We start from the raw sequence: 260 nt of genomic DNA, 5'->3' as shown, positions 1-260 counted from the left end.
GCCCCGAGCTGCTTGTGCTCAACCCGGCAGGCTCCATTCCGATCATGGAAGATGGCGATCTGATCCTGACGGAATCGTCGGCGATCCTCGTTTATCTCGCCGCCAAGGCAGCACCCGAGTGGCTCGGCAGCGGTAAGGCCGAGGAAGCGGCGCGGGTGCAGCAATGGCTGTCCTTCTCAGGCCGGCTGACGGCAAGCCTCGGTGGCGCGCGGCTCCATGAGATGCTGCTGCGGCCGGGCGATATCGGCGCACTGCAGGCC

1 protein-coding gene is annotated in these 260 nt (G+C 66.5%); it reads left to right on the top strand.

Translation table 11 applies throughout. The features are described from left to right. On the top strand, positions 1-260 hold a 260-nt coding region (locus tag AF337_RS15320; protein WP_160320314.1), incomplete at both ends, for a glutathione S-transferase family protein.

It is taken from the genome of Rhizobium ecuadorense, from assembly GCF_001187535.1.
GTDB classification, from domain to species: Bacteria; Pseudomonadota; Alphaproteobacteria; order Rhizobiales; family Rhizobiaceae; genus Rhizobium; species Rhizobium ecuadorense.
This window is presented reverse-complemented; position numbering and strand designations above follow the sequence as displayed.